This window comes from Xanthomonas hydrangeae (assembly GCF_032697525.1).
In the GTDB taxonomy this organism is placed as follows: Bacteria; Pseudomonadota; Gammaproteobacteria; order Xanthomonadales; family Xanthomonadaceae; genus Xanthomonas; species Xanthomonas hydrangeae.
Genome location: NZ_CP103836.1, coordinates 2,723,755 through 2,749,241, shown reverse-complemented (window position 1 = coordinate 2,749,241; position 25,487 = coordinate 2,723,755). Strand labels below are relative to the sequence as shown.

Below are 25,487 nucleotides of genomic sequence, written 5' to 3'. Positions count from 1 at the left end.
CGTGTTCTGCACCATCGCAGGTAGGTCCCGCTGTAGCACAGGGGCATGGCCGATTCCGAACGACACAGCGGTGGCGAACTGGAGCGTCGGCCTACTGAGCACTATCATTTTCAGCTATTCGTGACCAATGCTAAAGAGAGATTATGCGGTCGGTTTCGCTTGGCTCCGGATCGGGTGGGTGTGGAGCAGGATGACGGCGATTACGTTGAGCTGAAGATCGGGCTTAGCGACAAGCCGCAGGTGAACGTCGCAGGCACCGACGATGTCTTGGAACAAGTGCCCGTGAGAAAATGTGTCGCCTGTTGTTTAGATGAAACGACACCGAAGACTTCATGCCGCAGTTGAGCGCAGCGAGCAATCAGGTAGTCGCTGACTTGGTCGAGACTATGGATGGGGCCTTGCCATCGAAGGCATTATGCGAGGATAGTGGTTGCTGCGAGCAAGATGCCTCGTCCATCTAAAGTTGGCGTTGAGCCTTTATTTTTTGGACGCGCTTGGTCGGCTCTTATCCCCTAGGGCTTCACTGATCAAAGCGATGCGTATGAATACGCCAAGCAGTGGATGATCACGTGCCATGTATCGAGCACAGGCCCGGTAAGCGCAGCCTATTAACCGATTGGCTTAACTCTTGTCTTCGGGGCCTGTCAGCCCGTGCCAGGAAAAAATCCCGTCGATACGTCGTCTGACGAAATTAGCATCTTTGGACGTGAGCGCCTTCGCCTTAATTAGCTGCGCCATGCCTGCGAACGCTCGCAAGAAGCGGTAGCGGTCCGGACTCGATGCCCGCAGTGCCGGCACTGCTGCGTCCAAGTGATCGAGATGGATGCGCAACTCGGCTCTGTCCATGCCTTAAGTAACGTTTTACTGACGAGCAGGTCATCGGCTTTCTGCGCGAAGCCGAAAGCGGCGTGGCAATCAAGGACCTATGCCGGCGGCATGACTTCAGCGAGGCCTCGTACTATCTGTGGCGCAGCAAGTTCAGCGGGATGAGCGTGCCAGATGCCAAGCGGCTCAAAGACCTTGAGTCAGAGAATGCTCGACTGAAGAAGTTCCTAGCCGAGCAGCTGTTCGAGAACGACCTGATCAAGGATGCGCTGCGAAAAAGCGGTGAGCGCACCGGCGCGTCGTACGCTGGTGCGCGAGTGGATCGGGCGTGGTTCCAGCGAGCGCCGTGCCTTGGCAGTGATCGGTATGAGCGCCAGTGCGCTGCGCTATTGCCTGCGCGAAGATCGCAACGTCGAACTGCGCGAACGCATCTGCGCGTTGGCGCATCGCCATCGCCGTTATGGCGTGGTGATGATCTATCTCAAATTGCAACAAGAAGGACGCATCGTGAACTACAAGCGTGTGGAGCGGTTGTACCGCGAGCAGCAGCTGCAGGTCCGGCGTCGCAGACGCAAACGCAAGCCTGTGTAGGCATCGCCGTCGGCAACTGAGTAATGGTGGTGGTCGCCGCGTCAGTACGACGGTGACCAAATGGCTTGCCCGCGGCCGTAGTGCCGGCACCATCGACGCAAACACCAATGCTCCGGCGTTGACCGTGGTGGCTGCGTCGAAGCGATGCCCAGGCTGGTTAGAAGGTTCATATTGCTTTCGTTGGCCTGGTCCAGATGTGGCAACTTATTGTTCGTCAACTTTGCGGCTATGCGCTGCGTCAGCCCGGGCTCACCTGCCAGGGGGTTGAGGACGGCCCACAGCGTGGTGTTGTGCCAGCAGCGCTCGCGCTGCATGCGCATGTCCGTGGTCAGATCTGCACTTCGCGCCCGCACGGTGCTGATGTCCGGTGCATCGCTGTATTCGACCTCATCTACGGTGAAGGTGCCCTTGCCGACTAATCTCAACTTGTCTACCGATGTTTCCTTAAATCTTCTAAATAGGCCGCCCACGCTTGAATCATCTTTTTGCGCTCAGGCAGGTGCGCCGTGCGGTTGTAGGCTCGCCCCAATGGATCACGCACGGCATGCGCGAGCTGGTGCTCGATATAGTCTGGGCGAAACCCCAAAACTTCATCCAGCACGGTGCGCGCCATTGCACGAAAGCCGTGACCTACGATGGTTTCGCCATCGAAACCCAAATTGCGGAGCGCGGCATTGACCGTGTTCTCACTCATGGGGCAATCGGCGCTACGTACGCTGGGAAACACGTAGTCGCTGCGCTTGGTTAGTGGCCACAGTTCCTCAAGCACTACCGATGCTTGTGCGGACAAGGGAACGATGTGCGTGGTCTTGGTCTTGCTGGTGACCTAGCGCCACTCACCGGCTTCCAAGTCGATATCCGTCCACTTGGCCTGCCGCAGTTCGCCAGGGCGCACGAAAAGCATGGGAGCCAGCTTGAGGGCCGCGCAGGTCACAGGCGAGCCCTGGTAAGCCCACAGCGCGCGTAGAAGCTCGCCAATTCGCCCAGGCTCGGTCAGGCTTGCGAAATGCTTGGTCTGCGGCTACTCCAATGCACCCACAAGGTCTGCAGCAGGATTTCGATGAGCCCTACCCGTCACGATCGCGTACCGGAAAACTCGTCCTGCATGAGACCGCGCCCGGTGGGCAGTCTCCACCACGCCCTTTTTGCTCCAGCTTCCTCAGAGCAGCCAGAAGAATGTGAGCACTGACATCAGTGATAGGCATGTCAGCAATAAAAGCCAGATCCTTTTCGATCAGACGGCGCTCTCGCTTTACCGAACCTGGACCTAGCCCCTCCTTCGCTCGCTTAGCCAAGAGCTCAAGCGCAATGGTTCCGAATGTAGTGTTCACGCGCTCGGCTTGGACGGCTCGCTCAATCCGAGCGACATGGGCCGGGTTAGCTCCACCCTTCAGCAGCATGCGTAGCTTGTCGCACTCTGCGCGAGCCTGCATCAGTGAAAGCGCCGGGTACTCGTCGATGGTCACCATGCTTGGCCTGCCTGCATACCGGGAGCGATACCGCCAAACCTTTGCACCAGTGGTACGCACCTCAATGCACAAACCATTTGAGTCAGCTACCCGAGAGGCAGCATCCCTAGGTTTAAGCGCGCGAAGCTTTGTATCTGTAAGCATGTGAGTCAGACGCCTGTGAGTCGGGCAGGCAAAATGCACTAGGACGACTCACAGCCTGACTCACTTCACACATGGATGAAACTGGATCCAGCTGGACCTCGTAAGACCAAGTACCAACGGTTTTCAGGGGATTTCTTGAACTTTCCGGACTACATCGGACGTTTTTGAACTGCAATTTGGTGGGCCCACCAGGATTCGAACCTGGAACCAAAGGATTATGAGGCAGCACACTTAAGCTTATTTATCAATTACTTGGCTACGCTAATTTTCCCGGGCTGCACCTCTTGAGGTTGCTGATAAAGGTGGTTGGCACGTCAATTTTCCCGGAGTTTTTGGACGATGATCTCCGGAATATCGATCAATCTGTAGGTTCGTCCAGATCAAAGCGTGTCGCGTGTGCCGAGCGCTCATCTCCACGGCGCTCCGCAAGCAGGTGGTATAGCTCAGGACGCCGGCCTGTCATCCAGCGTTGGCCACTGCTGCCGGCTACCAGATCGAGATCCAGGTCAGCGATAACGACATCGTCATCGATAGCCGTGCTTTCGGCGACGACGCGGCCGTAGGGATCCAGAATCATGGCGTTGCCGGTGCGAAGCTCGTCCTCATCACGACCCACGCCATTGCTGAAGACCACGAACATGCCGTTGTCATGAGCCCTGGCGGGCAGCCAACGCATCAACCACGCTTTGCCGTTGGGGCCCGCAAATGCCCGGAGCACGGCCTCCGGGTCGGCTGCTCTGCGTTGCCACAGTTCGACGGGGATGCGTTGCATCCCGTGAGGACTGCGCGACTGGGTTCCTCCGGTCTGGTGCGGCGCCAGCAAGACCTGTGCACCCATCAGGGCGCATGCACGTGCATTTTCCACCAGATTATTGTCCCAGCAGATCAGGATCGCCATCCGCACGCCCCAGGGTGTATCGAACACGGTGTAGCCCTGGCCGCTGTGAATCAGCAGATGCTCGAATGCATGTAATTTGCGATGCGTGTGACTCGAGCCGTCAGGTAGGCAAAGCCGATATGCGTTGTAGAAGCGGCCATCTTCGGCTGTCTCCAGCCAACCGACTCCGATTGCGATTCCCAGCAATGTCGCAAGGGTAGCGACCTCTCGTAACGATGGGCCATCTCCCGGCTCGGCAAGCCTGGCCAGTCCCTCGGCGTCGAGACCAGGAATGTGCCAGTACCCGGAGATGCACATCTCCGGCATCAGCACCAACGCTGCCCCACACGAACGGGCGCGGCGAGCCAAGTCCGCGATCCGCGACAGGTTGTAGCTTTTGTCGCCGGCCCGGTGCTGGAATTGCACGGTGGCAATACGCAGGCGTGTTGGCATCTTGTGTACTCCTTGGTGATCGGTCGAACACACGATCACGCGCCTACCTCATGAAATCCAATGAAAACTTGGTGCTTTCGTGATAACAATGGGGAATGGACTTACCGCATCTGCGCGCATTCGTCGCGCTTGCTGAGCTACGACATTTCGGACGTGCCGCCGACCGCTTGCATATCAGCCAGCCCGCATTGACCAAGCGGTTGCGGCTCTTGGAGGGTGTGATCGGCGCTAGACTCTTTGAGCGCGACCGCACTGGAACGGTCCTTACCTCGATCGGGATCGCGTTGCTTCCGGACGCACTGCGGATCACGAGTGAAGCCGATGCACTGCTGATTCGCGCCCGCCATGTCGTGCAAGGTACCGCGGGCCAATTGGATATCGGGTTCGGCCTTTCGAGCATCGAAATAGCACCACGGCTGGTCGGCGCCTACCGACGCACGCATCCAGCGGTGGCTGTGTCCCTCAACGATTTTTCCTCGGCTGAGCAGATTGAACGGCTTCGGGACGGGCGCCTAGACGTTGGCTTCGTGCGGCTTCCCTTTGTAGCCTCCGGACTGGAAAGTCGATCGCTGGCCCGCGACACACTGGCGTTAGCCTGCCCTAAGGGCTGCTCTTCAAACGGAGACATATCTAACCTGGAGGCCTTGAACGCGAGCGGCTTTGTCATGCTTGATCGCGCGCGGGGCCCGGGATTGCGCGCGCAGATCGACCACTGGTGTGCCGAGGTCGGCCTGGAACCACGAATCCTGCAGCTCGCGGATGACCTCCAGACCGTGTTGGCTCTAGTGGCAGGAGGGGTTGGTTTTTCGATCGTGCCGCAGCAGGCCGTGCGTTTATCTGGAACAGGCGTGGACCTATTTCCGTTGAAGGGGCCGTACGCGGAATGGACGATCGGCGCCGCGTGGCGGTCGGACCGAGACAACCCGGCCTTATGGAGATTTCTTGCCTTGATCGAGCATGCGTAGCTAGAAGCTCGGCATCTACCTGACTAAGCTGGCTAAACCTAACGACCTGCAGCGCGACCTGTTCACTCCAGCTCCCATCGGCGACGAGAAGCTGATGAGCGCCTTAGACGCTATCAACCGCCGCTTCGGGCGGGGTACGGCCGGCCTCGGTGCAAGCGGGTGGCAGAACTCTCCAGCATGGGCTTCGCGACAAGAGCTCTTGTCTGGACGCTTCACTACCTCACTGGCAGATCTTCCCCGCGCCACGTGCTGATCGCGCGCCAACAGGCCTGGCTCAGGCGGCTCGGACTGGCCCCAATTTCTGCGGCACCGTGCAGGCCTGGCCATCCACGAGAGATGGGCGGTCAGTGCGCGCGTGCTCGAGCGTAGACGCAAGTGCGGTAGCTGGAGCCCCGTTAAAGGCCCCTAATGGGCAATTTTTGGGATGACCATCGGAGTTAGGTAATTTAGGTAATCCGTCCTCAGAAATACGAATATCCCTAAATTTATCAATTACTTATTTAAAAATATCAAAGGTAATTAAAGGGTAATTGAGAGGTAATGGCATTACCTTTTGCCGAGGTAATTTTGACAGGTAAAAAAAACCCTTGAGAATCAATGACATTACTTCTTCCGGCCTGGCGGATTACCTCACATTACCCCAAGAGGTAACCTGCAAATTACCATATAAATCAATTACTTAAATCCGATTTAACGCATGGAATTACCCGGTTACCTGGTTCCGATGGTCATCTGGAAATTCTGGCTACCAGACAGCCGCTCGCTGGAGATGCTCAAAGGCCTGCGGGAGGGGCTAGATGCGCAGGGATCCGCAGGGATCCGCGACGAGCTGGAACCGGCCCAAGCGTCAACACTGGCGCGTGCAGCAGTGGTCCGCAGTGCCGCAGAAAAACAGGGGTATGAAGCCCGCAGGCGTGGCGGGGCGACGATTGCGCGCGCCGAGGGGCGACAAGCGCCCTGCACCACCTCGCCAGCACTCGCATGTTGCCGTCGCGTCGCTACGCGCCGTACTCCCATATGTCCTTCGTTCATAGAAGCCACCCGTGCCCTTGTTCGCCCCTGGGTCGCTCGGGCCGCGCTGCGGTCGAAGCCTTGCGTGGCCTCAACGCTCGGCTCTGCAGCCCGCCCACAACAGCTCAGGCCGCCTATAACGCCGCTCTAGTGTTGCGCCATCTTTTGGTGCGATGATTTCGGAGCAAGGATCAAGATGCTGGGTCAGTTGGGACGACCGAAAGGGGCGCGCGCGATCGCTGTTCCGCCCGCGTCCACTGTGCACGACAACTGCACAGGAAGACTTCGAAGTCCCCGATTCGACGATCGCTGCCACGTTAAGCAGGGCTGCCGGCGATACCAACTGAATTGGTACCTGGCACCTTCGATGCCTTTTCAGGGGGAATAATGGCTGTAGATAGAACCAGATCGATGCATTACAAGCGCGCGAAGCTACTCTCCGGTGCGCCGTTGGATCTTCAGGCGCTTGTGGCTGGTGCCATCGACGATTCACAGAATGTGGAGGATCGCGAGGAGGGAGAAAGCGTTCGCCGCGTCTTGTCGGGGGTGGGCAATACGAACGGCATGCTAACCGCGAAGTTCATGCAATTCACCGTAGGCCAGAAAGCACACTTTCTAGAGAAAGACAGTGACACTGGTGACTACAAGCTTGACACGACTAGCGTGCCCGACAGCGACACAAGTGCGCAGAGGGAGTTCGTTGAATCGATCACATTCCTAGCTCTATCCGCGTCACACGTCATGTTTGTAGCAGCTCTTCACCTAGGTTCGAAAGCGCTCGAAGATCATCTGAACTGGCTGCTTAAAAAGTTTGCGAAGATTGCGACGGATGACTACGTGATCTTGGCCGACCAGCAGTCAGCCAGTGCCGAACAGCGATTGGCTAAGCACCCCGTTGACAGCGTCACGATTGGTGCCGAGCTGGAGTTCGAGGTAGTCGAGCAAGTTAAGACTCAACGCAGGACGAGGGACCGGGAAACAGTCCCAGGCTACAAGAGCGTTCGCCCAATCGGTCCTGTGGCCGATATGCTTGGATCTATGATCGGTGACTGGTTCGGCGATGTTCCCTTGACCAAGGCTCTCGGCAAAGATGAACGAATTAAAGCTACGCTGAAGCTTAACTACTCGAATAGGCGCAAGTCTGACGAGGGTTTCGAAATGATGCAGAAGTTAGCCGTAGCCGGCCGACATTTTGATGTTGACTCGACGCGCGTTCACCTCCACAAGGGCGGTACACTAAGGGGCACCGACCTGAAAGTTCAGACCCCTATTACTGTAAGGGTGCTTGACTCAGGATTAATTGATGAATTCGACCTCTGGAACAAGGTGCATTCATGGCTACGCACAGCCATAGCAACATCCATAGTGCCGCAGTGAGTTCCAACAGCCTAAAGAACTTCCTCCTGCTCAGCGCGGCGTTGACGACTGGCGCGCTGGCCGGATACGTGGGCATGGCATATTTGCGTGTGTCCGCCTGGGAAGCCCTGTTGAAGGACACTTGGATCATTCAGGGTGTCCTTGTAGCCGCAATAGTGGCGTTGATCTACAAGCTTCAGAGTGATATCGCCGGTCTTGCTGGCCTAACGTCTCTGCAACGCATCCAGCTCGACGAAATGGTTACCGTGAAGTCTCGACGCCTTTGGGCACTCTTCTTCGCAGTGGCGCTTTCTGCACTATTGCCGCGTTTAGCGAGCGCAATTGCCGACCAGACCAGTCAAAGCAGGCTGCTGTTTGCAGCTACGGCATTGCAGGTCACTTCTGCTCTTCTGTGTGGACGCCTTCCTGGAATGTGGCAAGAACTCCGGCGCTTCACTACTGCTCTGATCGCTGAAAAAGAGAGGAAGGCGAGGCAACAGGCAGAGCTTGACAGGCTTGCTAAGGCTGCCCAGAAAGGATGACAGCACCTTCCTGGCGCTAAGGTCGACGGAGACATAAGCCTCCGCCGACGAGTGATCTAGCCAGTGAGACGCGCGCGCGCCACATCAACATAGTGCGAGGTCATCTCGATCCCCGTGTACTGATAGCCCTCTACTTCGGCTGCGACCAACGTTGTACCGCTGCCGGCGAACGGGTCGAGGATCCGCCCGCCCACTTCGCAGATCCGCACTAGCTGCCGCATTAGCTCGGTGGGCTTGCCAGTCAGGTGGTGCTTGTCCGCCTTGAGGACCGGGCTCCGTACCACCCCCGGCAGCACCGGCGCGCGGCGATTGAGCGGCATGCCGCCTTTGCTGCCCCACACCACGTACTCGGCCTGGTTGCGGAACCGCCCGAGCTGCGGGCGCACCCCCTCAGTCTTGTCCCACACCGCCACCCCTCGCCAGGTGAATCCGGCCGCCTGCAGCGCGTCGGTGGTCAGCGGCAGCTGCCGCCAGTCAGTGAACAGCAACACAGGCGCGCCGTCCTTGAGTACACGCGCGCACTCGGACAGCCACAGGTGCATCCACTTCAGGTGTGAGCGCTGGTCGCGTTCGTCGCCTACAAAGTCGGCATGCAGTTGGGCGCCGCCGCCCTGGACGTATTTCTGCGAGGGTGGCTTGGCCCGCGCGGCCGCGTGCAGGCCACCGCTCGCATACGGTGGATCAGTGATCAGCGCGTCGAACGAATTCGCTTCGAGCGTGGGCAGGATGGTCAGGGCGTCGCCCTGCAGGAGCTGATTTTTCATGGTGAGAGCCTTCTTGGATTCGCTCGCGGCGATCGGAGGTGAGGCTCTCGGCCTTCAGGTGATTGAGCGTGCCGCAACGCGGGCACTTGATCTGGATTTCATCGAAGGCGCCGGCCTTGCACAGCAAGCGGGCGCATTCGCCACAACGGAGGTTCTTGAGCATTGCGTGGTCTTGCGGTGGGAAAGGATTACGCGGTCGCTGGCGGCGCGTACGGGGTGAACGAGATCACCTCATCGCCCACCCAGTCGTTGATCTTCAGCATGCGCGCCTGCAGCGGTTCCAGCTCGTTGGCGGCCCACACGGCAGCGGCCTCACGGATCGAGCCGAAGCCACCAGCGTTCTGCGGCACGATCCCCATGAGTTGCGGCGGGATGCGCAGCGCGGCCAGCATGTCGTCGCGTGTGATGCCCTTGATGCCGCTGAACTCATCCTTGGCCGCTACCTCGCTGACCGGGATCAGCTTCAGCCCGTCCTTGTTACCGCCTGGCGAGTACAGGAACAGGTTGCGGAAGTTGCCCGGCCCCTTGGCGCCCTTCATGGCGTTGCGCAGCGCATCGACATCTTCCTGGCTCTGCTGCGGGTCTGTCAGGTACAGGATGAAACCGGCATGCGAACCGTTGTTGTAGTACTTGCGACGGAACAGCGTGGCCGACTCGTTGAGCAGCGCGGACTGCATCGCCGGCATCCACTCGGGCAGGCCGTAGAGCTCCTGATCGACATCGGCTTCGCGCAGCTGGAACACGCTGCCCGGCTCGAACACGTGCTCGTCGTGCCAGGTGCGCACCTGGAAGTACTCGCCCTCGGTGATACCGCGCCGCATGTACTTGGACAGCGGCGCAGTCAGCGCCAGCGCACCGCCCATGCGGTTCCGGCGGCGCTCAAGGTAGCCATTGCCCAGAGTGATCCAGTCCAGTGACAGCTGCTCGAAGGCCTCGCGCGTCAGCAGCCGGTGCGGCTTGAAGGTGCGCGCCAGCATGTTGCGCTTGAAGATCAGCCCGGACTGTAGGAAGGGATTGCTGCGCGTGGTCTTGGACAGGCCATCCAGGGCCACTGGCGGCTCGTACCAACGCCCGCTTTGCCAGCACTCCAGATAGTCCAGCACGCCGCGCCCATCGAGCACCGGCGTCGGGTCGCCAAAGGTGAAGGCCTCGGGACGCTTGGGCGCTGCAGGCGCGGTCGCGGGCAGCTGGTCGGTCAACATCAAGAGATCTCCATGAAGCCGGAGTTGCGCGCGGTGCGCCCTTCCAGCGGTTCGTTCTGCAGCGCGTGGAACAGTGCCCACGCCAGGTCCGCGTGGCCGGTCTCTTCCGAGCGGCCGGCGGTGAAGGTGGATTGCCGGCCGCCGGCCGTCATGGTCTTGCGGATCGCCATCAACGACTGCGCCACGTCGGTCCAGCCAGCATCGAACTCCAGCCGCCCGTTGTGGATCACGTCGAACGCCTTGAGCACCAGGCGCGTCTTGACCTCGGGCGAATAGCTGAAGGTGACCAGATTCGGGAAGAACTGCTTTACCAGCTGCGCCACACCGCTGCCCATGCCGGTGGTGTCGATGCCGATATAGGTCACCCAGTACCGGCGCGTGATGCGCTCGATCTCGGCGGCCTGCTTGGCAAAGTCCATGCCCCTGAACTGGATCCGCTCCAGCAAGCGGAACTTGCCGCCGGGCAGCTGCGGTGGCGCCACCACGACCAGGCCGGCGGTGTCGCCGGTCTCGGCCGGGTCGTAGCCGATCCACACCGCGCGATCGCCGTAGGGGCGCGCGGCGAACGGTTTGTAGTCCTGGCCCCACGCGACCCAGCTGTCGACCATGCACGGCTGCAGCATCGCCAGCGGGAAGATGCTGGCGCCGTCGTCGACGAACTCGCACATCAACAGGTTGGCGAAGGCGTCCGGACTGTATTCCTCGCGCAGCTCGTCGAGGTCGAACAGGTCGCAGCCACGGCGCTGGGCGTCGAGGATGTTGACGATCTGCCGCCAGGCGCGATCCTGGCAGCGGCGACCGCCGGCCAGCGCGTCATGCGAGATATCGATCTGGATCCGCTGCGCGGCCGGCTTGCCCTTGTTGCGGCGCTCGCCGGTCCAGAACGTGTAGGCCTCATGCGCCATGCTGGACGGCGTGCTGAAGTAGGTCTTGCGCCACTTCTTGTGCATCGCCATGCCGCTGGCGACCTTGTTCAATTCGTTGAACCCGTAGGTCCAGAAGAACTCGTCGAAGTAGAAGTTGCCGTGGTAGCCCTGCGCGGTGCGCGCATTGGTGCCCAGGAAGAACAGCTCGGCGCCGTTAGGAAACACGATGCTATCGCCGCCCGACAGCGTCTCGTCGATCGTCTCGCGCACGAACTGCTGCATGTAGCCACGGAACAGATGCGCTTGCGCCTTGGAGGCGCTGAGGAAGATCTGATTGCGCCCGGTGGTGAGCGCATCGATCAGCGCCTCGCGGGCGAAGTAAAACGTTGCACCGATCTGGCGCGACTTGAGGATGATGCGGGTGCGCTCATTGCTGGCCCGGTACCAGTCGCGTTGGTAATCGAAGCAGCCGTCGACGAATGCCGTGGTCAGCTGCTCGATCTGTTCCTCGGTGAAGTCGTTGCGCTTGGGCTTCTTTTTCGGGGCGGCGTTGCGGTTGGCCACCGCCGGATTCAAGTCGGCTTCGTTGCCGCCGCCCTGGTAGCGCTGGATGCGCGCCTGGCGCTCCAGCTGCCGGTGCAACAGATCAATTTCCTTAAAGTCGCCGCCGGATTTTTCCGGCTTCATGATCAGCACGACCAGGCGCGCTTCCAATGCGCCGCCGATGCGCTCGACGTTATCTGCGCGATCCCACTCGTCACGCGACTTCCAGCTGTGTACAGTCTTCTCGTTCTCGCCGATGGCCTGCGCAATTTCGGTCACGCGCCATCCCATCCAGTACAGGAACTTGGACTGTCTGCGGGTATCCATCGGGAGCTGGGTGGCAACGCTTTGCATGCCGATCAGGGTGCGGCCCACCTCTTAATCCCGACAGTTGAACGACGCGTAATCGCCTGATTTACACGGTTATTACGTTGCTGCGCTGTGCGTCGCGTTTGACCATGGGTCATCGCAAACGCATCCAGCGCAGAGGACACCCATGTCGGCCAAGGCCAAGAAGTTCCGTTCCAACTGGTTCCGCGTGGCCGTCGAAGGCGCCACCACCGATGGCCGCACGATTCAGCGCAGCTGGATCGACGACATGGCCGCCACCTACAACCGTGAGACCTACAACGCCCGCATCTGGATCGAGCACATGCGCAGCCTGCTGCCGGACTCGCCGTTCCGTGCGTATGGCGATGTCATTGCGGTCAAGGCCGAAGAGGTGGAGATCGACGGCACCAAGCGCCTGGCGCTGTTCGCCCAGATCGAGCCGACCGCCGACCTGATCACCATCAACAAGTCCAAGCAGAAGCTCTACACCAGCATCGAGGTGCAGGAGAAGTTCGCCGACACCGGCAAGGCCTATCTGGTCGGCCTGGCCGTGACCGACTCGCCGGCTAGCCTGGGCACTTCCATGCTCAGCTTCGCCAGCCAAAACCCCGACGCCAATCCGCTGGCCGATCGCAAACAGTCACCGGGCAACCTGTTCACCGCCGCCGAGGAAACGGCGCTGGAATTCAGCGAGGTCAGCGAAGGCCCGGTCGCCAATCTGCTCAGCCGGATCCGCACCGCGCTCAAGAGCGAGGACGCCACCAGCATCACCGCCGAGCAGTTCGCAGACCTGGGCCAGGGCGTCGAAGAGATCGCCGAGCACGTGCGCGGCCAGGACGAACGCTTCAACCGCCTGCAGGCCGAACACGCCGAGCAGAAGAGCAAACACGAGCAGCTGGCAAACGACCTGGCGCAGCTGCGCGAGTCGCTGTCGCAACAGCCCGACCCCGCACAGCCCGCACGCCCGGTGGTCACCGGCGGCGGCGCGGTCGTGCTGACCGACTGCTGATCCCACACCACACACACGCCGCAGCGCCACACCTTCGGAGCCACCATGCAAAACGCCACCCGCCTGCAGTTCAACCAGTTCGCCGAGCAGATCGCCAAGCTCAACGGCATCAACTCCGCTTTCCACTCGTTCGCCGTCGATCCGACCGTGCAGCAGAAGCTGGAAACGCGCATGCAGGAGTCGAGCGAGTTCCTGTCCAAGATCAACATCATCCCGGTGGACGAGTTGTCCGGCCAGAAGGTGGGCATCGGCGTCACCGGCAGCATTGCCAGCCGCACCGATACCGGCGCCGGCAAGACCCGCACCCCGCGCAACATGGCCGCGCTCGACAAGAACGAGTACGTCGCCAAGAAGACCGACTTCGACACCGCGATTCCGTATGCGCTGCTCGATACCTGGGCCAAGTTCCCGGACTTCCAGGCGCGCCTGCGCGATGCCATCGTCAAGCGCCAGGCGTTGGACCGTCTGCAGATCGGCTTCAACGGTACGCACGCCGCTGCCGATACCGACCGCGCCGCATTCCCGCTGCTGGAAGACGTCAACGTCGGTTGGCTGCAGCAGTACCGCACCAACGCCGCCCAGCGCGTGCTGGCAAGCGGCAAGGCGGCCGGGAAGGTCGCTATCGGCGGCGCCAGTGCCGACTACGGCAACCTCGATGCGTTGGTGTATGACGTGGTGAGCAACCTGCTGGACCCGTGGCACCGCAAGGATCCGAGCCTGGTGGTGGTGCTCGGCCGCGACCTGATGCACGACAAGTACTTCCCGATGGTCAACAAGGACCAGCCGGCCAGCGAGAAGATCGCCACCGATCTGATCTTGAGCCAGCGCCGCGTCGGCGGCCTGCAGGTGGCCGAGGTGCCGTACCTGCCGGACGGCGCGTTGATGGTCACCTCGCTGGCGAACCTGTCGATCTACTACCAGACCGGCGGCCGTCGCCGTCACATCAAGGAAGCGCCGGAGCGCGATCGCATCGAGAACTACGAGTCCTCCAACGATGCCTATGTGGTCGAAGACTACGGCCTGGGCTGTGTCGTCGAGCACATCGAGATCGAGGCCTAAGCCATGGCCGACAGTCCCGCCAAGCGCCACCACAGCCGCGTGCTCGCCGAGCTGGAAGCCGCCCAACGCGCCCCGCACCAGCTGATGGCCGGTGCAACCGCCTACGAGCAGCACATGGCGCAGCTGCAAAGCGATCGCCTGCGCTTGAAGCAGATCCAGTCCACCCAGGGCAAGGCCGCGCTCAAGGCGCAGCTGCTGACGACCTACGTGCCGTATTTGACCGGCGTGCTGGCCGGCGGCCAAGGCGCGCAGGACGAGGTCGTCATGACGTGCATGGTGTGGCGCATCGATGCCGGCGACTATGCCGGCGCGCTGGAGCTAGGCGCCTATGTACTCAAGCACGGCTTGCAGATGCCCGACCGCTTCTCTCGCACGGTGGGCTGCGTGCTGGCCGAGGAAGTCGCCGAGGCGGCGTTGTCAGCGCAGAAGACCGGCCAGGCGTTCGATGCGGCCGTGCTGGCCCACACCGCCACGCTGACCGCCGAGCAGGACATGCCCGATGAGGTGCGCGCCAAGTTGCACCTGGCACTCGCCCGCGCATCGCTGGCGGGTATCACCGATGAGACGCCCGCCGACCAGGCGCAACCCATCGTGGCCGCCGCTGTGGCCGACCTGCAGCGCGCCATCGCACTGCACGGCAGCTGCGGCGGCAAGAAGGATCTGGAGCGCGCCGAGCGCCTCCTGAAGAAGTTCAGCGCTGAGCCTGCGGGCACCAGCGCATAACCGAGCGTCCCCGCAACCCTCGCCGGCTCGGGGCAGATCCACAGCACGCAATCGCTGCGGTGACGCCCCGACCACCGGCGATCTATTCCGAGCCATCCATGAGCGGATTCACTGCCACCGGCACCACCAGCACCGCGCCTGATGCGATCGCCAATGCGCCGTTCTGGCCAGCGATCGCACCGGCCGGGGTGCGGGCGAGCATGCGCCTTGATGGCACAGTCACCGACGCCCGGCTGCGCCACGCGATCGTCGCCGCCATGCTGACGGTCAACGATGAGCTGCAGGCCTGGGCGGATATGCACCAGGCGGCTGGCTACGCGGCGTTGAGCGATGTGCCCAGCACTGCCGTCGATGGCATCTCGCGGCGCGTGCAGCTGTACCTACGCGCCGTCGCTTGCGCCACCGCCGTCGAGGTGGCAGAGCGCTACCGCAGCTTCGACGCCACCGACAGCGCCAACCAGCGCGCAGACGACCTGTCTCCCAGCATCACCGAGTTGCGCCGCGACCAGCGCTGGGCGGTGCGCGATCTGCAGAACCTGCCGCGCAGTACGGTGGAGCTCATCTGATGCGCGTGCATGCCATGCAAGGCGACACCGTCGACCTGCTGTGCTGGCGCCACCTGGGCAGCACGGCCGGCCTGGTCGAGCGCACCTACCTCCTCAATCCCGGCCTGGCCGAACTGGGCGCCGTGCTGCCGCATGGCACGCCAGTGGAGTTGCCCGAGGTAACCACCACCACAGCGGCAATGACGCCGCTTGTGCAGCTATGGGACTGATCTGATGACCGAACCCACCTCCGTATCGAGCGGCTTTTTGATCGCCACCGGTGTGGGCCTTGCCTCCGTGCTGCCTGGCATCGACGGCGATGCCCTGATCGGCGCCTTCGCCGGCGGCGCGCTGTTCGTGGTGTCCGCCGCCAAGCAACCGCTGCTGGCGCGGTTGATCTATTTCCCGGTGAGCGTGATCGCCGGCTACCAGCTGGCGCCGGAGCTCCTGCGCTGGTTGCCGATCAAGTCCAGCGGTGTGGCCGCCTTCGCCAGCGCAGCGTGCGCCATCACCGTCACGCTGGGCTTGATCGAAAAGAGCAAGTCCTTCGACTTTTCCTTCCTACGTCGTGGAGGTCCGCCCAGTGCATAGCCTGGTCACCGTCCTGACGTTGATGGCCTCGCTCGCCATCTGCGTCCGCCTGCTTACCTACCACCGCCCGGTCGATGCGCGTCACCGACGCGGCGCGGGCTGGTGCGCGTGGCTGCTGATCGCCAGCACCGGCGGCCAGGCGCTGCACATCCTGCTGGCCGGCGCCGGCTCGCAAGTCAGTCTCTGGCACCTGGGCACGTTGATCGTGCTGGCGGTGCTCACCTACCGCGCCCAGGGCAATGTGGCGCGCATCCTGAAGGTCGATTGATGTTCACCGATACCCAGCTCGCCTCGATCATGCAGTGCTCCGCGCAACGCGCACAGCGCTGGCACGGCCCACTGCTTGCCGCTGCCAACCGCTTTGGCATCATCACCAAGCGGCGCGCCGCGCACTGGCTCGGTCAGGTCGGCCACGAAAGCCTGAGCCTGTCGCGCATGGAAGAAGGGCTGACCTACACCACCAGCGCCCGGCTGCTGGAAGTCTTCGGCGCACGCATCACACCGGCCCAGGCGCCCAAGTTCCTGCGCAATCCCATCGGCCTGGCCAACTTCGTCTACGCCGACCGCTTGGGCAACGGCGACGCCGCCAGCGGAGACGGTCACCGCTACCGGGGCCGTGGCCCGATGCAGCACACCTTCCGGGGCAACTACCGCCGTATCGGTGAGCTGATCGGCTTGCCGGTGGAAGAGCAGCCGGATCTGCTGCTGCAGATCGAGCCAAGCGCACTGGGTGCAGCGGCGTACTGGCACGACAACGGCCTGAACGTCCTGGCCGATGACGGCGATGTGCTGGGCCTGGGCCGCAAGATCAACTTGGGCAACGTGCGAACCAAGCGCTTGCCCGAAGGCCACAGCGATCGCGTCACGCGCACGCAGCGCGCCCTGCAGATCCTGGGCGTGAGCTGATGGTCACGCGCCTGATCATCCTGCTGGCGCTGATTGCGGTGCTCTTCGGTGGCTGCGTGTGGCAGGAGCGGCGCGTCAGCGCCGCGCAGGCAGACCGCGATGCCGCGCTGCAAGCCAAGCGCCGGGCCGAGGCGGAACGCGACAGCGCCAAAGGCTCCACCACCGTCGTGACGCAGTACGTCGACCGCGTGCAGATCGTGCGCGAAGCCGGCGCCACCATCACACGCGAGATCCCGATCTATGTCACCCAGAAAGCAGACGCTGCTTGCGCTATCCCTGCTGGCTTTGTGCGGATGCACGACGCCGCCGCCACGGGCAACCCTGCCGGGCCGCCCACCGGAGATCCTGATGCGCCGGCCGCCGGCATTACGCTCTCTGCCGTCGCCGGTACCGTCGCCGACAACTACACCAGCTGCCACGCCACCGCCACGCAGCTGACCTCGCTGCAGGACTGGATCGAGTTGCACGCACCGGAGCCGGCGCCGTGATCAAACCTGCCAGCCTGCGCGCGCATCTCGTGGCCGCGCTGCCGGACCTAGCACGTGATGCCGACCGGCTGCTGGTGTTTATCGACGCCGGCAGCCTGGTCAGCACGTTCCAGCCCGGGCTGTCGTTCGAGTACCAGTACACGCTCAATTTCATCCTGACCGACTATGCCGGCCATCCCGACAGCGTGATGCTGCCGCTGCTGGAATGGGTGCAGGTCAATCAATCCGAGTTGCTGTCCAACCCGGCGCGCCGGGGCGAGATTGCCTTCGAGGCCGACATCCTCGCCAACGACGCGGTGGACCTGTCGATTAAGTTGCCGCTGACCGAACGCGTCGTAGTGACCGCGAAGGATGGTGGCGGCTATGACATGACGCATGCGCCTGAGCCGGTGATCGATCCCTCATGGATGAGCTGACTGCACTGGAGAACTGGGCCGCGCCATTACTGGCGCGCCTGCAGCCGGGCGAACGCCGCACGCTGGCACGCAGGATCGGGACGGAACTGCGGCGCTCGCAAAGCCAGCGCATCGGTAAACAGCAGGCGCCTGACGGTTCGCAGTACGCCCGGCGCAAGCCGCAGCTGCGGCAGAAGTCCGACCGGGTCAAACGCGCCAAGATGTTTGCCAAGCTGCGGCAGGCTAAGTACTTCAAGGTCAGCGCCAGCCCCAATGCTGTAAGCGTTGGATTTGTGGGCCGCGTGTCGCGCATTGCGCGCGTGCATCAAGAGGGGCTGGCTGAGCAGGTACGGCCAGGCGGACCCACGGCACGTTATGAGAAGCGCGTGCTGCTGGGCCTTTCCGCAAAAGACAAAGAACTTGTACGTCAACAACTCTTAAGTCATTTACGCAAGTGAAAGGTAAAATTAGAAAAACATAAATACAACAAAAGTGAGGCAAGCGTCTCGACCTCTACAGAAAATCCCAAAGGTACCACTTGGCTTATAACTCACCGCAATCTTATGGTCGCGCCCGGCTGTCTTGACGCCACTAATGAAATATCTTCTGTAAGAGACAACAATTGTACGTCACGTCACGGTTTTTAAAACTGGCATAGTAGAGATTCCGTAAGCGTCGACAGTTTGTCAGCCGCATTTTTCGTCGACAGCTCGCCAACTCGCATCTCCAGTTGTCTTTAGCGTTTACCTCGGCTGTAGAGATTTCGTGATTCACGACCCTCATTTATAAAGGATATTAAATGGCGCTTCCTACTGGAAACAATAAGACCCTTCCGCAAAGCATGAAGGATTTCAAATTGGATGGAACTATCGGGGAGCACATAGCAAGGGCGCGCACATCATGCGCACACTTGAGCGATACACCTTTCCAAGGTAGTTACGCCGCGACGGGCACGCCAGTATTACAGTCAACTCCAGACGTGATGTCCGCTTATCAACAGAGTGATTTTGCAACAATAAGTGCGTTACAGACAACCGCTCAAAATGACCTTCAGCCAATTTACACTAATATTTCTACACTTGGGTCAAGTGCTTGGACACCTGTTACAACTACACTTCCCGACGGAAGTAACGCAACCTTATATGTCTCTTGGGCCGGAAGTAATGGCTCGTACGTCGTTTCCTACACCTCGGGCGTCACGGAAATTCAAGCAACGGGTGATGATCCTACATATCAGGCAGAAGTTCAGATCGGGATTTATTCCGCAACTGGTTCGATTGCCGGGATTCACACATACAACATCACCATACCAACGCTTGCGGTAGCCGCAGCTGCGGCGCTAGTTGTAGGTGTGGCTATCTCCGGCGCAATTGCCTATGGATTAGGTTTTGCAGTGTCTGTCGTTACCAATTTGATGGTAACAGTTGCGACAGAAGTATTTGGTATCGAGGAGATTTCTTTTGCTGTAAGCGCATCAGCTGTTGGGGGCCTTGCCATCATGATTGGCTTTGCTATTGTTTTCATTGGACTTATGTACTTATGGAATTACATAAATAGGCAGTACACAATCAGGGTCCAGGTATTTAACTGGGATCAAGGGTCCGTTTGGCAAAGTCTTGGATGGGCTTTACAAAATGCAAAGATCCCTGGCGCGGATTCGGATGCACTAATTTATAATATTCCCGCAGCACTCCCTGCTGGTAGTCGCCCACCAATTCCAGGCACAAATTGGACAACGTTAACTGCCTCAGTCTCATACGTTCCAATTATATTCATGAACGAAAAGACTTATATGGGTGGCTGCGAAATGGCAATCACCCATGGAAGGCAAGCTGATGGAACTGGATTTACTTGGGGCTTCAGCTGCCCCCGTACGAGTGATAACGAGCAGGCCGGTGTCCCAGGCACCATTGATGCCGAGGAATTCCTAAACAATCCGCCGTGGAACGATCATCCAGAAGGATTTATTATTAATACTCCTAGCGGAACCCCTGTTACTTTCTCACTTGACGGATTGAGTGGGCGATCTGATGGGACTTACAACTCTTATATTCATATCGACAATCCAAACCCACCAGAGCTGCCCCCCGCCTGATGTACTTAAATGAGTAAACAAGCACCCCTCGCCTAGGGAGGGGTGCTTGTTTTATTGTCAAATTTTTTTGTAAAAGTGCTATTTACATGAGGGATTTGTTTGCTAGCGTCCCTTGACAGAATAACTTTAGGCGGCCCAAAAATGGTGCCGCCATGGCTACTTTCACCGCTGTCGATCTTTCTAAGCTCAATGCTCCGGACCTAATCGAGGCCTTAGACTTCGAAAAGATCCTTTCCGACACATTTTCCCAGTTTCGTCAGCTGATGCCGGAGTTTTCCGCGCTCACCGAATCGGATCCGGTCTACAAGCTCCTGCAGCTGTTTGCAGCTCGCGAGCTTTTGATCCGCCAGCGCGCCAATGACAAGGCACAGCAGACCATGCTGGCCTTTGCCACCGGCACCAACCTCGATCACTTAGGTGCACTGTTCGGTGTTGCGCGACTAGTGCTCGATCAGGGCCAAACAGAGACCGGCGTTGCACCGATCCTTGAGTCGGACGTGGACTTTCGCCGCCGCATCCAGCTGGCGCCTGAGGGCTTCAGCGTTGCCGGCCCCGAGGGCGCGTACATCTATCACGCACTTAGCGCGGCGGCTGATGTAATAGATGCTAGCGCCACCAGCCCAGCGCCCGGGCAAGTGCTGGTCACGGTGCAGTCGCGCACAGGCGATGGCACGGCTCCCCAGGCATTACTGGATGAGGTCGCGGCGATCATCACCAACGATGACGTGCGCCCGCTGACCGACAGTGTCACGGTCCAAAGCGCCCAGATCGTCCCGTATGCCATTCGTGGGCGCGTCTACACCTACGCTGGCCCCGACTCGGCAGTGGTCATGCGCGAGGCGATGCGCAGCCTGCAGGCGTATCTGGACGAGGCACACCGCATCGGTCGCGACGTGCCCGAGTCAGCAATCAAGGCCAAGCTGTTCGCCGATGGCGTGCAGCGTGTTGAGCTGGACTCGCCTGCAGCCGACATCCGGATCAGCCGCACGCAGGCTGCGTATTGCACATCGATCGACATCGTGCACGCCGGCATCGATGAGTAGCCCCCCGCTACCGCCCAACGCCACGCCGATGGAGCGTGCACTTGCCGCTGTTACTTCGCGGCTGGAAGCGATCCCTCTGCCGTACCCGGACCTCTGGAACCCAGACACATGCCCGGCCGGCCATCTGCCGTGGCTGGCGTGGACGCTATCGGTCGATGATTGGAAGGCCGACTGGAGCGATGCGGTCAAGCGCTCGCGCCTGCGTAGCGCCATGGCAATCCAGCGTCGCAAGGGCACCGCCAACAGCGTCCGCATGGTGGTGGCCTCGTTCGGGGGTGCGGTGACCATCCGCGAGTGGTGGCAGCAGCAGCCACGGGGCCAGCCGCACACCTTCGAGCTGACGCTCACGCTCAATGGATCTGACGGGCGGGCTGCGAGCGCTCGGTTTGTCGATGAGGTCATCGCCGAGGTTGAGCGCACCAAACCCGTTCGCTCGCACTTCGGGTTTGTGCAGGGGCTGCAAGCCACCGGCAACGTCTCGCTGGTCACCGGTATTCGCATCATCAACTACCGCCGTCTGTCGATGACGGCGCAGGGGTAAACCATGGCACTGCAATTGGTCCTCACCACCGCTGGTCGCGCGGCGCTGATCAACGCCGAGAAGAATGGCACCAACACTGTCAAGGTGGCCAGCATCGGCTTCACTGCGGCAGCATTTACTGCAACGGAAGACCTGAAGAGCGTCCCAAGTCAGCACCTGGCGCTATCCAGTATCTCGGGCGGCACGACGTCGTCCACCACCATCCACGTCACCGTCAACGACACCAGCCGGGCTACCTACGAGGTACGCGGGTTTGGACTGTATCTGGAAAATGGCACGCTGCTGGGTAGCTACTCCCAGCCCGATCTGATCATGGAGAAGGCCGCCGCTTCGGACCTGCTAATGTCGGCCGACATTCTGTTTTCGGGGGTCACCGTGTCTTCGGTGACGTTCGGCAATGCCAACTTCACCAACCCGGCCGCGACCACCGAGAAGGAAGGCATTGTCGAACTTGCCACGCGCGCAGAAGCGATTGCAGGTGTGGACCCACAACGTGCCGTCACACCAGACGCATTGAAAGCCGCGATCGATAGTCGCAGTGGTTGTGCGCGCTTTGAGGCGTCCGGCACCTTTGTTGTTCCGGCAGGAGTAACGGCGATCTACGTCAGCGGCTGTGCCGGCGGTGGTGGCGGCGGCGGCGGCGGAACGCGCGCCGAGAAGTCCAATGGGACGGGGGTCTACACAGCGACCGGCGGTGGCGGCGGAGGTGCAGGCCAGTCGATCCAGCGCGTGCGTTTTGCGGTCACGCCTGGGGTCAGCCATCCCATCGTCATCGGTGCCGGCGGATCGGCTGGGACAGGCTCAAGGACAGACGGTGCATCTGGAACCGCTGGTAGTGCGGGGGGCGCAACGGTCATTGGCAACCTCATCACCCTGGCCGGAGGCCAGGGCGGCGGCGGCGGGCTGACGGGCGCCAATCAGGTCGGCGGCGCTGCTGGCGGAGATGGCTATCCGGCGGGCGGCGACTCGGCATCTATCGCCGCGGTTTCGCCCTATGGCCCCGCCGGCACCGGTGGCTCGTGTGCGTTCGGCGGTGGCGGGCCTGGGGGTCGCAGTGCAGGCGACACCACGTCAGCCAGTCGCAAGGGCTTCGGTTTTGGCGCTGGCGGCGGTGGCGGTGGCGGCGTGTCCAACGGTGCCGGTGTGAGTACGTTCGGCAAGGATGGAGCCACCGGGTGCCCCGGCTTCGCTTTTATTGAGTGGTGCTGAGATGACGATTGGACGTTACGCGATGATCCAAGCCGGGACCGACGTGGTGGTCAACATCATCGTTTCCGATAGCGCCTTCACCATTGACGGTTTCGAGTTCCGCGCACTCCAAGACAAGACCGTGTGCGAACCTGGCATGTACTTCAATCGTGGCGATGGTCTGTACTACTTCGACGCGCAGTTCACCCAGCGCGAAGTCATCGCACCTGAGCCGCCTGCGAACTTGTAGCGCCGCTGTGCTGCGTAGATCACGCAGCTACAGCACAACTGCGGTGTCATCCTGCACGCGCGCGACGACCATGACTGCATGGGCAACGCATCCTCCGCACTGAGTAACGCCATTCGCCTCGGCACCGTTGCCGAAGTGAATCTTGCCAACGCGCGATGCCGCGTGCAGGTCGGCGAGATGCTGACCGACTATCTGCCCTGGGTGGTCACCCTGGCTGGCACCACCATCATCTGGTCGGCGCCGGCAATCGGCGAACAAGTCGTGGTGCTGTCGCCGGCTGGCGACCTGGCCGATGGCGTGGTGCTACGGGGCCTGTACTCCGACCAATTCGCAGCGCCTGCCGCGTCCGACACGCTCCACGTGCTGCGCTTCGCCGATGGCGCGCAGATCCACTACGACACCGAGGCGCACGCGCTGCAGGCCACGCTGCCCAGCGGCGGCACCGCGTCCGTTACTGCCGATGGCGGCATCACGCTCAATGGCCCGCTGACCGTCAACGGCAAGACGATGCTCAATGGTGATGCCACCATCACCGGTACCGCGAAGGCGACCACCGATGTCATCGGCGGCGGGATCAGCCTCAAGACCCACAAGACCACCGGTGTGACCGCCGGCAGCGCACTCAGCGGCGGCCCGCAGTGATCGGCGTCGATGCCGCCACCGGCCGCGTGATCGAGGGCGAGCAGCACCTGGCCCAGTCGATCGCCTGCATCCTCACCACGCCCATCGGCACGCGCGAGCAGCGCCGCGACTTCGGCTCGCTGCTGCCCGAGCTGATCGACCAGCCGTCCAACGGGGCCACCCGCACGCTGCTCTACGGCGCCACCGCTACCGCATTGATGCGCTGGGAGCCGCGCCTGCGCCTGACTCGCGTCGACCTGGTCATCGGCGACACGCCTGGCAGCTTCGTGCTGACGATCGAAGGCGAACGCACCGACGTTGCTCCCGCCAATGCGCGCCTGCGCATGACCATCCCGCTCCGCTTCCGCTCGTCCTGATCGAGGAACCTATGTCTACTGCCTACCACCACGGCGTCCGCGTCATCGAAGTCAGCGCAGGTGCGCGCGTTATCCGCACCGTTTCCACCGCTATCGTCGGCCTGGTCGCTACCGCGTCCGATGCGGACGAGAAGGTCTTTCCGCTCAACAAGGCCGTGCTGGTCACCGATGTGCTGGGTGCTATCGCCAGTGCCGGCACCAAGGGCACCTTGCGCGACACCCTGCAAGGCATCGCCGACCAGACCAATCCGGTGACCGTGGTCGTGCGTGTGGCCGAAGGCGAAGACGCAGGCAAGACCTCGTCCAACGTCATCGGCAAGGCCGAGTCCAGCGGTTACACCGGCCTGTATGCACTACTCGCAGCGCAAGCACAGCTGGGCGTGCGTCCGCGCATCCTGGGTGCACCTGGGCTGGACACGCTGCCCGTCGCCAAGGCGCTGGCGACCATCGCCAAGAAGCTGCGCGCCATGGCCTATGTGCGGCCAGTCGCCGAGACCGTGGCCGATGCCATCACCTACCGTGGGCAATTCGGCGATCGCGAGTTGATGCTGATCTGGCCGGACTTCCTGGCCTTCGACACCGCCACCAGCACCACGACAGCGGCCTATGCCACTGCACGTGCGCTCGGCCTGCGCGCCAAGATCGACACCGAACAGGGCTGGCACAAGAGCCTGTCCAATGTGCCCGTGGCCGGCGTCACCGGCATCTCCAAGGATGTGCATTGGGATCTGCAGGATCCGGCTACCGATGCGGGTTTGCTCAACGAGGCCGACATCACCACGTTGGTCAACTTCAACGGGCAACGGTTCTGGGGGTCGCGCACGTGCGCGGAGGACAACATGTTCGCCTTCGAGACGGCCACGCGTACCGCGCAGGTCCTGGCCGACACCATCGCCGAGGGCGTGGCGTTCTACGTCGACAAGCCGATGCATCCCTCGCTGGTCAAAGACGTCATCGAGACGATCAACGCCATGTTCCGCGACATGAAGGCGTCCGGCTACCTGATCGATGCCACCGCCTGGTTCGATGGCACGGTCAACAGTGCCACCACGCTCGCCGATGGCGCGCTGCGCATCGACTACGACTACACGCCGGTGCCGCCGCTGGAGAACCTGCAGCTGTACCAGAAGATCACCACCAGCTACCTGGCCGACTTTGCCGAACGCGTCAACGCGTAACGCACCCGCCATAGATTCCCGGAGAAACCCATGGCTTTGCCCAAGAAACTCAAAGCGCTCAACCTGTTCAACAACGGTGAGAGCTATCTCGGCCAGGTGGTCGAAGTGAAGCTGCCGACGCTGTCCCGCAAGATGGAGGAATATCGCGGCGGCGGCATGAATGGCCCGGTCGATATCGACTTCGGCCAGGAGAAGATCGAGCTCGAATGGAAGTGCGGCGGCATGATGCGCAGCGTGCTGAATCAGTACGGCGCCACGACGCACAACGCCGTGCAGCTGCGCTTTGCCGGCTCCTACCAACGCGACGACAGCGGAGCAGTGGATGCCGTCGAATTTGTGGTGCGCGGCCGTCACAAAGAGATCGATCCCGGTACCGGCAAGTCCGGCGACGACACCGAGTTCTCGGTCAAGACCTCCGCCAGCTATTACAAGCTGATGATCAATGGCTCCACCGTGATCGAGATCGATCTGATGAACATGATCGAGATCGTCAACGGCGTTGATCTGCTTGCGCCTCACCGCCGCGCCATCGGCGCCTGA

The 25,487-nt window shown here is 61.3% G+C and carries 31 protein-coding genes and 3 pseudogenes; 26 read left to right on the top strand and 8 right to left on the bottom strand.

Going from position 1 to position 25,487, the window contains the following annotated elements:
• Window positions 1–45 precede the first annotated feature (45 nt).
• Window positions 46–345, top strand: a complete 300-nt coding sequence (locus NYR97_RS11555) for a hypothetical protein (RefSeq protein ID WP_316693136.1) — start codon at window positions 46–48, stop codon at window positions 343–345.
• A gap of 276 nt (window positions 346–621) precedes the next feature.
• Here the strand turns inward: NYR97_RS11555 and NYR97_RS11550 are convergent, their stop codons facing one another.
• A complete protein-coding gene (locus tag NYR97_RS11550; protein WP_316693134.1) occupies window positions 622–846 on the bottom strand; it encodes a hypothetical protein in 225 nt (74 codons plus the stop codon).
• A gap of 32 nt (window positions 847–878) precedes the next feature.
• Between NYR97_RS11550 and NYR97_RS11545 the strand changes: the two are divergent.
• Window positions 879–1,413 (top strand): annotated as a pseudogene (locus NYR97_RS11545) (transposase); the annotation flags it as partial.
• On the opposite strand, the pseudogene NYR97_RS11540 reads toward NYR97_RS11545, so the two are convergent.
• From NYR97_RS11540 to NYR97_RS11525, 3 genes and pseudogenes are all read right to left on the bottom strand, one after another.
• Window positions 1,401–1,835, bottom strand: a pseudogene (locus NYR97_RS11540) (phage late control D family protein); the annotation flags it as partial. The pseudogenes NYR97_RS11545 and NYR97_RS11540 sit on opposite strands and share 13 nt — an antisense overlap.
• Window positions 1,836–1,846: 11 nt before the next feature.
• Window positions 1,847–3,029, bottom strand: a pseudogene (locus tag NYR97_RS22455) (tyrosine-type recombinase/integrase).
• Window positions 3,030–3,387: 358 nt separating this feature from the next.
• Complete coding sequence (locus tag NYR97_RS11525; protein WP_316693127.1) at window positions 3,388–4,359, bottom strand: nitrilase family protein; 972 nt, start codon at window positions 4,357–4,359, stop codon at window positions 3,388–3,390.
• A 95-nt stretch (window positions 4,360–4,454) separates the two neighbouring features.
• On the opposite strand from NYR97_RS11525, the gene NYR97_RS11520 reads away from it, so the two are divergent.
• From NYR97_RS11520 to NYR97_RS11505, 4 genes are all read left to right on the top strand, one after another.
• Complete coding sequence (locus NYR97_RS11520) at window positions 4,455–5,324, top strand: LysR family transcriptional regulator (RefSeq protein WP_184352009.1); 870 nt, start codon at window positions 4,455–4,457, stop codon at window positions 5,322–5,324.
• Window positions 5,325–5,418: 94 nt separating this feature from the next.
• Complete coding sequence (locus NYR97_RS11515; RefSeq protein WP_316693119.1) at window positions 5,419–5,577, top strand: DUF4113 domain-containing protein; 159 nt, start codon at window positions 5,419–5,421, stop codon at window positions 5,575–5,577.
• 1,169 nt (window positions 5,578–6,746) lie between these two features.
• Window positions 6,747–7,712, top strand: coding sequence for a hypothetical protein (locus tag NYR97_RS11510; RefSeq protein ID WP_316693116.1), 966 nt, complete (start codon window positions 6,747–6,749; stop codon window positions 7,710–7,712).
• Window positions 7,670–8,233: a hypothetical protein gene (locus tag NYR97_RS11505; RefSeq protein ID WP_316693114.1), complete on the top strand. Its 564-nt coding sequence runs from the start codon at window positions 7,670–7,672 to the stop codon at window positions 8,231–8,233. Before NYR97_RS11510 ends, NYR97_RS11505 begins: the two co-directional genes overlap by 43 nt.
• 56 nt (window positions 8,234–8,289) lie before the next feature.
• On the opposite strand, the gene NYR97_RS11500 is transcribed toward NYR97_RS11505, so the two are convergent.
• The 4 genes from NYR97_RS11500 to NYR97_RS11485 are packed head-to-tail and all read right to left on the bottom strand — an operon-like array spanning window position 8,290 to window position 11,962.
• Window positions 8,290–8,997 carry a DNA-methyltransferase gene (locus NYR97_RS11500; RefSeq protein WP_316693112.1) on the bottom strand — a complete coding sequence of 236 codons (708 nt, stop codon included), beginning with the start codon at window positions 8,995–8,997 and terminating at the stop codon, window positions 8,290–8,292.
• The gene (locus NYR97_RS11495) at window positions 8,915–9,160 is read right to left on the bottom strand and encodes a Com family DNA-binding transcriptional regulator (RefSeq protein WP_078586676.1); all 246 of its coding nucleotides are present in this window, start codon (window positions 9,158–9,160) and stop codon (window positions 8,915–8,917) included. The genes NYR97_RS11500 and NYR97_RS11495 overlap by 83 nt, the downstream gene beginning before the upstream one ends.
• Before the next feature lie 25 nt (window positions 9,161–9,185).
• Entirely contained in the window at window positions 9,186–10,199 is a 1,014-nt protein-coding gene (locus tag NYR97_RS11490; protein WP_316693106.1) for a phage portal protein, read from the bottom strand.
• On the bottom strand, window positions 10,199–11,962 hold the full coding sequence (locus NYR97_RS11485; protein ID WP_316698185.1) for a terminase ATPase subunit family protein: 1,764 nt from the start codon (window positions 11,960–11,962) through the stop codon (window positions 10,199–10,201). The genes NYR97_RS11490 and NYR97_RS11485 overlap by 1 nt, the downstream gene beginning before the upstream one ends.
• A gap of 142 nt (window positions 11,963–12,104) precedes the next feature.
• Between NYR97_RS11485 and NYR97_RS11480 the strand changes: the two genes are divergently transcribed.
• From NYR97_RS11480 to NYR97_RS11385, 20 genes are all read left to right on the top strand, one after another.
• Window positions 12,105–12,947, top strand: coding sequence for a GPO family capsid scaffolding protein (locus NYR97_RS11480; protein WP_316693104.1), 843 nt, complete (start codon window positions 12,105–12,107; stop codon window positions 12,945–12,947).
• A 45-nt stretch (window positions 12,948–12,992) separates the two neighbouring features.
• Window positions 12,993–14,006, top strand: a complete 1,014-nt coding sequence (locus NYR97_RS11475; RefSeq protein WP_316693101.1) for a phage major capsid protein, P2 family — start codon at window positions 12,993–12,995, stop codon at window positions 14,004–14,006.
• 3 nt (window positions 14,007–14,009) lie between these two features.
• On the top strand, window positions 14,010–14,729 hold the full coding sequence (gene gpM / locus NYR97_RS11470) for a phage terminase small subunit (protein ID WP_316693099.1): 720 nt from the start codon (window positions 14,010–14,012) through the stop codon (window positions 14,727–14,729).
• A gap of 98 nt (window positions 14,730–14,827) precedes the next feature.
• On the top strand, window positions 14,828–15,295 hold the full coding sequence (locus NYR97_RS11465; RefSeq protein ID WP_316693098.1) for a head completion/stabilization protein: 468 nt from the start codon (window positions 14,828–14,830) through the stop codon (window positions 15,293–15,295).
• Window positions 15,295–15,504: a tail protein X gene (locus tag NYR97_RS11460; protein ID WP_005917735.1), complete on the top strand. Its 210-nt coding sequence runs from the start codon at window positions 15,295–15,297 to the stop codon at window positions 15,502–15,504. The genes NYR97_RS11465 and NYR97_RS11460 overlap by 1 nt, the downstream gene beginning before the upstream one ends.
• A gap of 4 nt (window positions 15,505–15,508) precedes the next feature.
• Window positions 15,509–15,865 carry a phage holin family protein gene (locus tag NYR97_RS11455; RefSeq protein WP_005917737.1) on the top strand — a complete coding sequence of 119 codons (357 nt, stop codon included), beginning with the start codon at window positions 15,509–15,511 and terminating at the stop codon, window positions 15,863–15,865.
• The gene (locus NYR97_RS11450) at window positions 15,858–16,133 is read left to right on the top strand and encodes a phage holin family protein (RefSeq protein WP_005922189.1); all 276 of its coding nucleotides are present in this window, start codon (window positions 15,858–15,860) and stop codon (window positions 16,131–16,133) included. The genes NYR97_RS11455 and NYR97_RS11450 overlap by 8 nt, the downstream gene beginning before the upstream one ends.
• A complete protein-coding gene (locus NYR97_RS11445; protein WP_316693072.1) occupies window positions 16,133–16,771 on the top strand; it encodes a glycoside hydrolase family 19 protein in 639 nt (212 codons plus the stop codon). Before NYR97_RS11450 ends, NYR97_RS11445 begins: the two co-directional genes overlap by 1 nt.
• A complete protein-coding gene (locus tag NYR97_RS11440) occupies window positions 16,771–17,259 on the top strand; it encodes a hypothetical protein (RefSeq protein WP_316693070.1) in 489 nt (162 codons plus the stop codon). The genes NYR97_RS11445 and NYR97_RS11440 overlap by 1 nt, the downstream gene beginning before the upstream one ends.
• On the top strand, window positions 17,256–17,675 hold the full coding sequence (locus NYR97_RS11435) for a phage tail protein (protein WP_316693068.1): 420 nt from the start codon (window positions 17,256–17,258) through the stop codon (window positions 17,673–17,675). The genes NYR97_RS11440 and NYR97_RS11435 overlap by 4 nt, the downstream gene beginning before the upstream one ends.
• Window positions 17,663–18,112 carry a phage virion morphogenesis protein gene (locus NYR97_RS11430; RefSeq protein ID WP_316693066.1) on the top strand — a complete coding sequence of 150 codons (450 nt, stop codon included), beginning with the start codon at window positions 17,663–17,665 and terminating at the stop codon, window positions 18,110–18,112. The genes NYR97_RS11435 and NYR97_RS11430 overlap by 13 nt, the downstream gene beginning before the upstream one ends.
• A 341-nt stretch (window positions 18,113–18,453) precedes the next feature.
• Window positions 18,454–19,749, top strand: coding sequence for a hypothetical protein (locus NYR97_RS11425; protein ID WP_316693065.1), 1,296 nt, complete (start codon window positions 18,454–18,456; stop codon window positions 19,747–19,749).
• Window positions 19,750–19,901: 152 nt separating this feature from the next.
• Complete coding sequence (locus tag NYR97_RS11420) at window positions 19,902–20,792, top strand: baseplate assembly protein (RefSeq protein ID WP_316693063.1); 891 nt, start codon at window positions 19,902–19,904, stop codon at window positions 20,790–20,792.
• Entirely contained in the window at window positions 20,785–21,333 is a 549-nt protein-coding gene (locus NYR97_RS11415) for a phage tail protein I (RefSeq protein WP_316693060.1), read from the top strand. The genes NYR97_RS11420 and NYR97_RS11415 overlap by 8 nt, the downstream gene beginning before the upstream one ends.
• Before the next feature lie 3 nt (window positions 21,334–21,336).
• Window positions 21,337–22,542, top strand: coding sequence for a glycine-rich domain-containing protein (locus NYR97_RS11410; protein ID WP_316693058.1), 1,206 nt, complete (start codon window positions 21,337–21,339; stop codon window positions 22,540–22,542).
• Window positions 22,543–22,564: 22 nt separating this feature from the next.
• Window positions 22,565–22,771 carry a hypothetical protein gene (locus NYR97_RS11405; RefSeq protein ID WP_232372850.1) on the top strand — a complete coding sequence of 69 codons (207 nt, stop codon included), beginning with the start codon at window positions 22,565–22,567 and terminating at the stop codon, window positions 22,769–22,771.
• Between the two features lie 78 nt (window positions 22,772–22,849).
• The gene (locus NYR97_RS11400; protein ID WP_316693050.1) at window positions 22,850–23,413 is read left to right on the top strand and encodes a phage baseplate assembly protein V; all 564 of its coding nucleotides are present in this window, start codon (window positions 22,850–22,852) and stop codon (window positions 23,411–23,413) included.
• Complete coding sequence (locus tag NYR97_RS11395; RefSeq protein WP_169707211.1) at window positions 23,410–23,769, top strand: GPW/gp25 family protein; 360 nt, start codon at window positions 23,410–23,412, stop codon at window positions 23,767–23,769. Before NYR97_RS11400 ends, NYR97_RS11395 begins: the two co-directional genes overlap by 4 nt.
• A gap of 11 nt (window positions 23,770–23,780) precedes the next feature.
• Window positions 23,781–24,947 (top strand): phage tail sheath protein, encoded by a 1,167-nt coding sequence (locus tag NYR97_RS11390; protein ID WP_316693043.1) that lies wholly within the window; start codon window positions 23,781–23,783, stop codon window positions 24,945–24,947.
• Window positions 24,948–24,977: 30 nt separating this feature from the next.
• Window positions 24,978–25,487 (top strand): phage major tail tube protein, encoded by a 510-nt coding sequence (locus tag NYR97_RS11385; protein ID WP_011038108.1) that lies wholly within the window; start codon window positions 24,978–24,980, stop codon window positions 25,485–25,487.